Below are 2,051 nucleotides of genomic sequence, written 5' to 3'. Positions count from 1 at the left end.
GATCTCAAGGCCATCTCGGGCATCGGGCCGAAGCTGGAAAAGGTTCTCAACGGCCTCGGTATCTGGACCTATGCCCAGATCGCGGCATGGACGCCGCAAGAGGTTGCCTGGGTCGAGGATTATCTGTCGCTCGGCGGCCGTATCGGCCGCGACGATTGGACAGCCCAAGCGGCGGCGCTCGCCGTCAAGTGAATGAAATGCCCGACGTGGTCTCGACCGCGTCCGGACAAAGAGATTGCGGGAACTCCGCAGGGGTTTGAGGCGAATGGCAAAGCTCAAGGTCGACGGGAAAGAGATCACTGTACCCGACCACTACACGCTGTTGCAGGCGGCGGAAGACGCTGGCGCGGAAGTGCCGCGCTTCTGCTTCCATGAGCGGCTCTCGATCGCCGGCAATTGCCGCATGTGCCTGATCGAGGTGAAGGGCGGGCCGCCCAAGCCGCAGGCCTCCTGCGCCATGAACGTGCGCGACCTGCGTCCCGGGCCGAATGGCGAGGCGCCGGAAATCTTCACCAACACGCCGATGGTCAAGAAGGCCAGGGAAGGCGTGATGGAGTTCCTGCTGATCAACCATCCGCTGGATTGCCCGATCTGCGACCAGGGCGGCGAATGCGACCTGCAGGACCAGGCGATGGCGTTCGGCGTCGATTCCTCGCGCTATCACGAGAACAAGCGCGCGGTCGAAGACAAATACATCGGACCGCTGGTCAAGACGGTGATGAACCGCTGCATCCACTGCACGCGCTGCGTCCGCTTCACCACCGAAGTCGCCGGCATCTCCGAACTGGGCCTGATCGGCCGTGGCGAGGATGCCGAGATCACCACCTATCTCGAACAGGCGATGACGTCGGAGCTGCAGGGCAATGTCATCGACCTTTGCCCGGTCGGCGCGCTGACCTCGAAGCCATTCGCCTTCCAGGCGCGGCCGTGGGAGCTGACCAAGACCGAATCCATCGATGTGATGGATGCGGTCGGCTCGGCGATCCGTGTCGATAGCCGGGGCCGCGAAGTGATGCGCATCCTGCCGCGCGTCAACGAGGCGGTGAACGAGGAGTGGATCTCCGACAAGACCCGATTTATCTGGGACGGCCTGCGCACGCAGCGTCTCGACCGCCCCTATGTGCGCAAGGACGGCAGGCTGGTTGCCGCCAGCTGGGCCGAGGCCTTCGCCGCGGTCAAGGACGCGGTGTCGAAGACGGCGCCCGAAAAGATCGGCGCTATCGCGGGCGATCTCGCCGCCGTCGAGGAAACCTATGCGCTCAAGCTGCTGATGGCTTCGCTCGGCTCGAAGAATACCGATTGCCGCCAGGACGGCGCCGCACTCGACCCGGCGCTCGGCCGGGCGAGCTATATCTTCAACCCGACCATCGAAGGCATCGAACAGGCCGACGCGGTGCTGATCATCGGCGCCAACCCGCGCTATGAAGCTTCGGTGCTCAACGCCCGGATCCGCAAGCGCTGGCGGATCGGCAACCTGCCGGTCGCCATCATCGGCGATGTCGGCGATACCCGCTACGACTACGAACAGCTGGGCGCCGGACCGGATTCGCTGAAGGATTTGGCCGACGGCAACGGCAAGTTCTTCCAGACGCTGAAGAAGGCGACGCATCCGCTGATCATCGTCGGCCAGGGTGCGCTGGCGCGTGCCGATGGCGCGGCCGTGCTCGGCCAGGCGGCCAAGCTCGCCGCCGCCGTGAACGCTGCCCGCGCTGACTGGAACGGCTTTGCCGTGCTGCACAACGCGGCCGGCCGCGTCGGCGGTCTCGATCTCGGTTTCGTGCCGGGCGAGGGCGGCAGAAACGTTGCCGGCATGCTGGGCGAAATGGAGCTCCTGTTCCTGCTCGGCGCCGACGAGATCGACATGGCCAAGACCGGCGGCGCTTTCGTCGTCTATATCGGCACGCATGGCGACCAGGGCGCGCACCGCGCCAATGTCATCCTGCCGGCGGCCGCCTACACGGAAAAGTCGGCCACCTACGTCAACACCGAAGGCCGCGTGCAGCAGACCAACCGCGCCGGCTTCGCGCCGGGCGAGGCGCGCGAGGATTGGG

1 protein-coding gene and 1 pseudogene are annotated in these 2,051 nt (G+C 65.6%); both read left to right on the top strand.

The genetic code is table 11. The features are described from left to right. Window positions 1-192, top strand: a pseudogene (locus tag EOD15_RS33365) (NADH-ubiquinone dehydrogenase); the annotation flags it as partial. Between the two features lie 73 nt (window positions 193-265). Beyond that, on the top strand, window positions 266-2,051 hold a 1,786-nt coding region (gene nuoG, locus EOD15_RS33360), incomplete at its 3' end, for an NADH-quinone oxidoreductase subunit NuoG (protein ID WP_127409246.1).

Origin of the sequence: Mesorhizobium sp. M7A.T.Ca.US.000.02.2.1 (genome assembly GCF_003996995.1) — a bacterium.
Taxonomy (GTDB): Bacteria; Pseudomonadota; Alphaproteobacteria; order Rhizobiales; family Rhizobiaceae; genus Mesorhizobium.
Note: the sequence above shows the minus strand (reverse complement) of the source record. Positions and strands in the feature narration are given on the sequence as shown.